General features: G+C 62.7%; 4 protein-coding genes and 2 pseudogenes. 4 read left to right on the top strand and 2 right to left on the bottom strand.

The window, feature by feature from the left end; genetic code table 11:
• Together E7813_RS14355 and E7813_RS14350 are read left to right on the top strand one after the other, a co-directional pair.
• A pseudogene (locus E7813_RS14355) lies at positions 1 to 332 on the top strand (flavin-dependent oxidoreductase); the annotation flags it as partial.
• A 331-nt stretch (positions 333 to 663) separates the two neighbouring features.
• Complete coding sequence (locus E7813_RS14350) at positions 664 to 2,043, top strand: cytochrome P450 (protein ID WP_291574992.1); 1,380 nt, start codon at positions 664 to 666, stop codon at positions 2,041 to 2,043.
• Between the two features lie 16 nt (positions 2,044 to 2,059).
• On the opposite strand, the gene E7813_RS14345 is transcribed toward E7813_RS14350, so the two are convergent.
• Positions 2,060 to 3,079, bottom strand: coding sequence for an adenylate/guanylate cyclase domain-containing protein (locus E7813_RS14345; protein WP_291574990.1), 1,020 nt, complete (start codon positions 3,077 to 3,079; stop codon positions 2,060 to 2,062).
• On the bottom strand, positions 3,076 to 3,918 hold the full coding sequence (locus E7813_RS14340; protein WP_291574988.1) for a glucose 1-dehydrogenase: 843 nt from the start codon (positions 3,916 to 3,918) through the stop codon (positions 3,076 to 3,078). The genes E7813_RS14345 and E7813_RS14340 overlap by 4 nt, the downstream gene beginning before the upstream one ends.
• Before the next feature lie 142 nt (positions 3,919 to 4,060).
• Here E7813_RS14340 and E7813_RS14335 point away from each other — a divergent pair, with 142 nt between their 5' ends.
• Both E7813_RS14335 and E7813_RS14330 read left to right on the top strand, forming a co-directional pair.
• The gene (locus tag E7813_RS14335) at positions 4,061 to 5,023 is read left to right on the top strand and encodes an HWE histidine kinase domain-containing protein (RefSeq protein WP_291574985.1); all 963 of its coding nucleotides are present in this window, start codon (positions 4,061 to 4,063) and stop codon (positions 5,021 to 5,023) included.
• Positions 5,024 to 5,290: 267 nt separating this feature from the next.
• Positions 5,291 to 6,418: pseudogene (locus tag E7813_RS14330) on the top strand (diguanylate cyclase); the annotation flags it as partial.

The following is a 6,418-nucleotide window of genomic DNA, read 5'->3' as shown; positions in this document are numbered from 1 at the left end:
AGAAGCTGATGGAGGTCTCCGGCGGCGTCGGCACCATCGTCGGCTTCGTGCACGACTGGGCCAATCCGGAAAACACCCGGCGTAGCTGGGACATGGTGGCGCGCTACGTGGTGCCCGAGATCAACGGTTACATCGACGGGTTGCGGAAATCGCAGAAATTCCTGGTCGAGAACCGCGCGGTGTTCGAGCGCGCCGGCCAGGCCGTGATGGCCAAGATCATGGAAAACGAAAAGGCCGCCGCGGCACTTCCGCTCACCGGCCCCGGCCGCGTCGCGATCCCGACCATCAACGCGCCGGACCTGCAGAAGGAAGCCGCGAAACGCAAGGCGTGAAGGCGCGACGGATAGGTTCGTCGTCCCTGCGAAAGCAGGGACCCACACGCCGGACTGTCTCGTTCCTCCGGATGCCGACCATTTTCTCCACCTCGCCCCGCTCTTGTCCGCCGAAGACCGCCTTCGGGCGAAGGCGGATGCGGAAAGAGGTCGAAATTCGCGATGCCCCTCACCCCAACCCTCTCCCCGCAAGCGCGAGGCGAGGGAGTCGACCGCATATCGATGCGGGACTTTGTCGCGCCTGACAAATTTGCAAGGCCATCAACGAGGCTTTGCACTGGCGCGACAACCGGCTATTCACGGCAATCGTCGGGGCAACGGAGCAACTGCCATGTCCATGCAAAGTGTGGCTTCTCCCGCAACGGTCGGCCTGACGCCGCCAAGGCGCAACTCGCTGACCCACATTCCCGGCGACGAGGGCTGGCCAGTGATCGGCAAGACGCTCGATGTGCTCGCCGATCCCAAGGGACAGGTCGAGCGGCAAGCCGCCAAATACGGGCTGGTCTACCGCAGCCACATCTTCGGCGAGACCAGCCTCGTCTTGCTGGGACCCGAGGCCAACGAACTGGTGCTGTTCGACCAGGCCAAGCAATTTTCCTCGGCGCTTGGCTGGGGCCGGATTCTCGGCCTGCTGTTTCCGCGTGGGCTGATGCTGCTCGATTTCGACGAGCATCGCCTGCACCGGCGCGCGCTGTCGGTAGCTTTCAAATCCGGGCCGATGAAATCCTACCTCGCCGCCCTCGATACCGGGATCGCGCAGCGCGTCGCGCAATGGAAGGCGCAACCGGGACCGATGCTGTTTTACCCGGCGATGAAACAGCTCACACTCGATCTTGCCGCGACCTCGTTTCTCGGCGCCAATATCGGGCCCGAAGTTGACGAAATCACGCGCGCCTTTGTCGATATGGTGGCCGCTTCAGTCGCCGTGATCCGCAAGCCGCTGCCCGGTACCGCGATGGCGCGCGGCGTCAGGGGCCGCGAACGCATCGTGGCTTACTTCTCCGAGCAGATTCCGATCCGCCGCGCCAGGGACGGCGAAGACCTGTTCTCGCAATTGTGCCGCGCCACCCATGAGGACGGCGCGCTGCTGTCGACGCAGGATATCGTCGACCACATGAGCTTCCTGATGATGGCCGCGCACGACACGCTGACCTCGTCGCTGACGTCGTTCGTGGCCGAACTTGCCGCCAATCCGCAATGGCAGGCCAAACTGCGCAACGAAGTCGCCGGTCTCGGCATCGCGGCCGATCAGCCCACGACATCAGACAATCTCGAGGCCATGCCGCTGTCCGAGATGGCGTTCAAGGAAGCCATGCGATTGAGACCGCCGGTGCCCTCGATCCCGCGCCGCGCCATCCGCGATTTCACCTTCAAGGGCTATGCGGTTCCGGCCGGCACCATGCTCGGCATCAATCCGCTCTATACCCACCACATGCCCGAAATCTGGCCCGATCCTGAAACGTTCGATCCCCTGCGCTTTACCGACGAAGCGCAACGCGGCCGCCATCGCTACGCCTGGGTGCCGTTCGGCGGCGGCGCGCATATGTGCATCGGGCTGCACTTCGCCTACATGCAGGCCAAATGCTTCGCGCGGCATTTCCTGCAGAACCTCGACGTCTCGCTGGAGCCCGGCACCAGGCCGGACTGGCAGATGTGGCCGATCCCGAAACCGCGGGACGGGTTGCGCGTGGTGCTCAAGCCGGCCGGGTAAGCGGGCAGGTCAAACATCAACTTTGCGCGCCGATACCGACCACGTCGATCCCATCGGCGCGGCCGCGGATGGCAAGCCGCCCGAGATCGCGAACCGCAAACGGCGGCGCCGAGTTGAAGCGCTGCATCGCCGCGCGCGATGCCAGAAAGCCGCCTTCGACGTTGCGGCTGAGTTCTTCGAGCCTCGCTGCGGTGTTCATGACGTCGCCATTGAAGACGATGGCGCGCTTGACGTCGCCGATTTCGCCGACGATCACCGGACCGAAATGCAGGCTGCCGCGAATCCGCGGCGCCGCGCCGAATTCGCGCTCGAGCTGGCTTGAGGCGCGCGTCAGTTCCTCGCGCATCGCCACGAAACAGCGCAGCGGACGGCAGTCGACCGCGCCGCTGCGCTCTTTCCAGGTCACGATCACCTCGTCGCCGACATAATTGAGCACTTCGCCGCGATAATCCACCACCGCAACCGTGAGCAGGCGAAAGGTGCGGTCGAGCAGGCGGTGAATGGCGATGCCGCCGAGCCGCTCGGCGAGACCGGTCGATCCGGCAATATCGACGAACAGCACGAAGCGGTTTTCCTCGACCGGCGTGTGATATCGCCCGATGAAAAAGTTGAGGAAGGCGCGCGGCCCGATGATGTTGGAAATCCCGAGCACCAGGTTGATGACAACCAGGAACACCACGGAAAACACCATGGCGATCCAGAAGCCCTTCATGGACGCAACGAAGGGCTGGCCGATGATTACAGCACCCAGTTGGAAATACTGGGTGGGTATGATGATGGCGGCGTAGATGGCGGTGCGCACGGCGAGGTTGGCGGGAAAGGAAAGGCCCCCAAGCCACATCCGCATCGGGCCTTCCAGCACGAACAGCGAAACGCCTCCGATGGCGAGGCTGAGAATCAGCCCGTAGGAAATTCCCTCCGCGATCGAGATCGGCGAGGTGTAGCCTTGCGCAAGCACAAAGACGATGCCGCCGATAGCGCTGGCTGCGACGGTGACGCCCAGGACACGGAGTTTTCGCTCCAGCCTGGCGTTCACGCCTTGGCCTGGTCGAACGCCTTGCGCATCGCGACATAGCCCTGCTGCTGCGCGGTCCAGTTGCGGCCGCCGGTGATGGCGCCGTCCACCACCAGATCGTGGCCGTTGATGAAACTGGATTCGTCGCTGGCGAGAAACACCGCGGCGTGCGCGATGTCGTCGGGCAGCCCGGCGCGCTGGATCGGCTGCGCGTTCTTGTAGATCTCGAGCATCACCGCCGGCGTCCTCTCCGCCGCCTCGACCGAAAGGCCGAGCGCCTTGCCGAAAATGCCGGTAGCGATCGCACCCGGCGAAATCGAGTTGACGCGGATGCCGGATTCGCCGAGTTCCATCGCAACGCATTTGGTCAGGTGAATGACGGCGGCCTTGGCCGCGCCATAGACCACCGACGAGGAGAAGCCGGCGAGCCGTCCGGCGATGCTGCCGTTGTTGATGATGCTGCCGGAGCCCTGCCGGCGCATATGGGGTGCGGCGTGCTTCATGCCGAGCATCACGCTGCGCACCAGCGTCGCCATCGCGGCGTCGAACCTGCCAACCTCGAGTCCCTCGATGCCGCCGGTCTGCGCCGGGCCGCCGGCGTTGTTGAACAGGCAATCGATGCGGCCGAACTTTTCGACCGCCTGTCCGATCAATGCGCGCATCTGCTCCTCGACCGTGACATCGGTCTGGCGGAAAACGCAAGAACCGCCGAGCTTGCTGGCCAGGGCCTCGCCTTCCGGCGCACGGCGGCCGGCGATGACGATCTTGGCGCCTTCGGCGACGAAAATCTCCGCGGTCCGCAAGCCTATGCCGCTTGTAGCGCCGGTAATAACCGCTACCTTGCCATCCAGCCGTCCCATCGCGTTCTCCTCGTTCTGGTGATGTTGGTTTCACTATATCTCCGGCCTGCCTTGACAGTGCAAGCGATGCTTACGGTCCCGAAAGCGCATTTTCCGCTATACTCGGCCATACCTTGGATTCGCTGATCGGTTGATGTGGCGCATGACGAAATTGATTGACGAGTTTCGGCGAGGCTGGCTCGGAATATCGCAACCCTCGCTGCCGTTCAGCATTGGCTTTGCGGCATTCTGCATTGCTTCGGCGACCCTGGTGCGATGGTTTCTCTCGCTGATGCGGCCGGATGTGTTTTTCACGCCGTATTTCCCGGCCGTGGTGTTTGCCACCGCGTTCGGCGGCTTTCGGATCGGGATCGCGACGGCTCTGGTCGGCGGCTCGCTGGGCCTGGCCGTCAATTTCAGCGACGCGACGGCTGATTTTGCACGGCTGGTGCTTCTGATCATCTTTCTGATCGTGTGCGGCCTGACCATATGGGGAGTCCAGCACTATCGATCGATCGCCTCGAACCAGCGGGCGATCTCAAAGCGCCTGATCCAGGAACAGGAATACCGCAAGCTCGTGATCGAGGAGTTGCAGCACCGGCTGAAAAACAAGGTATCGACGATCCACGCCGTGGTGCATCAGGTGCTGCAGGAGCAGCCGCAAATCTGGGCCAACCTCGACAAGCGGCTTCGGGCGCTGTCGGCGACCGACGATCTGATCGCCAGGGTCGACGGCAGCGGATGCGATATCAAGGATCTGCTGCTCTCCGAACTCGGGCCTTATGGACATGTCCGCTTTACCCTGAACGGAAACCCGCTGTTCCTTCCCGCCCAGCTGGCGGTGAGCCTTGCGCTGATCTTCCACGAACTGGCCACCAATGCCGGGAAATACGGCGCGTTTTCCTCCGCGCGCGGGTTGTTGCAGGTGTCGTGGTCAGTGACAGGCGATCGCCTCAACATTACCTGGGACGAAACCGAAGGGCCTGCGGTCGGGGCGGTCGGAGAAGCCGGATTCGGCACCAAACTGCTGAAATCGGCGCTCGGGCCTTTCGACGGCAAAACCGAAATCGCGTTTCTGAAGACCGGGATTCACTGCACCATGCAGTGCCGCATCCCCAAAGCCTGACCAGGCTGGCGCGATTCGCCGCCGCCGGAAATTTTCGGCCTCGCGTTGACACTCTGTTAGTGACGATTAGGGCAACGCCGATTTAAAACCCGCGGCGGCGCCGCTGACGCCATCTTTCCGGGTTCCATTTAACTAAAACTACAAGAGACTTGGCCAAAGTCGGCGATCATGCAAAGCGGCCATCAACACGACCAGCAGAATGCCGCGACGGAAGGCGACGAACCCGCGATGGATTCCGAACTGGATATTCTGCGCGACGTTTTCCGGATGCTCCCCCATGGCGTGACGGTTCAGGACGAGCAGGGCCGTTTCCTGCTGATGAACGACGCCGCCGCCGCGCTGTCCTCGCAAGCCCTGGACCAGCGTCGCGAAAACCGGCATCGCATTGCTGCGCTCCGGCCGCGCCGTCGTCGCGGAGGAAAGCGTCACCAACGGCCAGCTCAAGCAGGTCTTTCTCACCACCCATCGGCCGGTTCGGATCGCGGACCGCGACCTGGTGCTGTCAAGCTCGGCCGACATCAGCGAGCAAAAGGCCGTCGAGGATCAGCTGTTCCGGTCGGCCTATTATGACGAGTTGACCGATCTGCCGACGCGGCGGGTGATCGAACACCGGGCCAACAGCCTCTTGCGGCACGGCGAAACGCCCACCGGTTTCGCACTCGCTTTTCTCGACATCGACAATTTCAAGCACATCAACGACTATTACGGTCATGCCATCGGAGACGCGCTGCTGGTCGAAGTCACCAAGCGGCTCGGACTGGACTTGCGTGAATCCGACATGCTGTCGCGGATCAGCGGCGACGAATTCCTGCTGCTGCTCAATCCGGTCCAGAGCCAGCACGAGGTCGCGGAATATATCGACTTCATCCTGCAACGGCTGAAGGCGCCGTTTTTCATCGATGGCTCGGAAATATTCGCTTCTACCTCGATCGGAGTGAGCCTTTATCCCGAACACGGCCGCAACTACCAGGAGCTGCGCCACAACGCCGATATCGCGATGTATCGGGTCAAGCACGACGGCAAGGGCTCCGCGGCGTTCTTCGACGCCAGCATGGAGCGCGAGGCGCTGGCGCGGATGAAGGTCGAGCAGTCGCTGCGGCTGGCCATTCTGGAAAAACGCTTCTGCTGCGCCTTCCAGCCCAAGGTCGACATCAGGACCCAGCAAATCAAGGGCATCGAGGCGCTGGTCCGCCTGCGCGACGACGAGGGTGTCATTCAGGCGCCGGGCACGTTCATCAATCTCGCCGTCGAGTTGGGGTTGATCGATGAATTGACCCACCTGGTTCTGGCTGAAATCGTCAAGTCGATCGATCTGGTCAACGAAACCTTCGGCCCGCATACCATCATCAGCATCAATGTCGCAGCCAAGCAGGCCGGCAATCCCGAATTCATGGG

It is taken from the genome of Bradyrhizobium sp., assembly GCF_004799405.1.
GTDB lineage: Bacteria > Pseudomonadota > Alphaproteobacteria > Rhizobiales > Xanthobacteraceae > Bradyrhizobium.
Note: the sequence above shows the minus strand (reverse complement) of the source record. Positions and strands in the feature narration are given on the sequence as shown.

Excerpts from the sequence above, each read along its gene's own strand:
- E7813_RS14335 (WP_291574985.1), top strand. The coding sequence starts at position 4,061 with ATGACGAAATTGATTGACGAGTTTCGGCGAGGCTGGCTCGGAATATCG.
- E7813_RS14340 (WP_291574988.1), bottom strand. The coding sequence starts at position 3,918 with ATGGGACGGCTGGATGGCAAGGTAGCGGTTATTACCGGCGCTACAAGC.
- E7813_RS14350 (WP_291574992.1), top strand. The coding sequence starts at position 664 with ATGTCCATGCAAAGTGTGGCTTCTCCCGCAACGGTCGGCCTGACGCCG.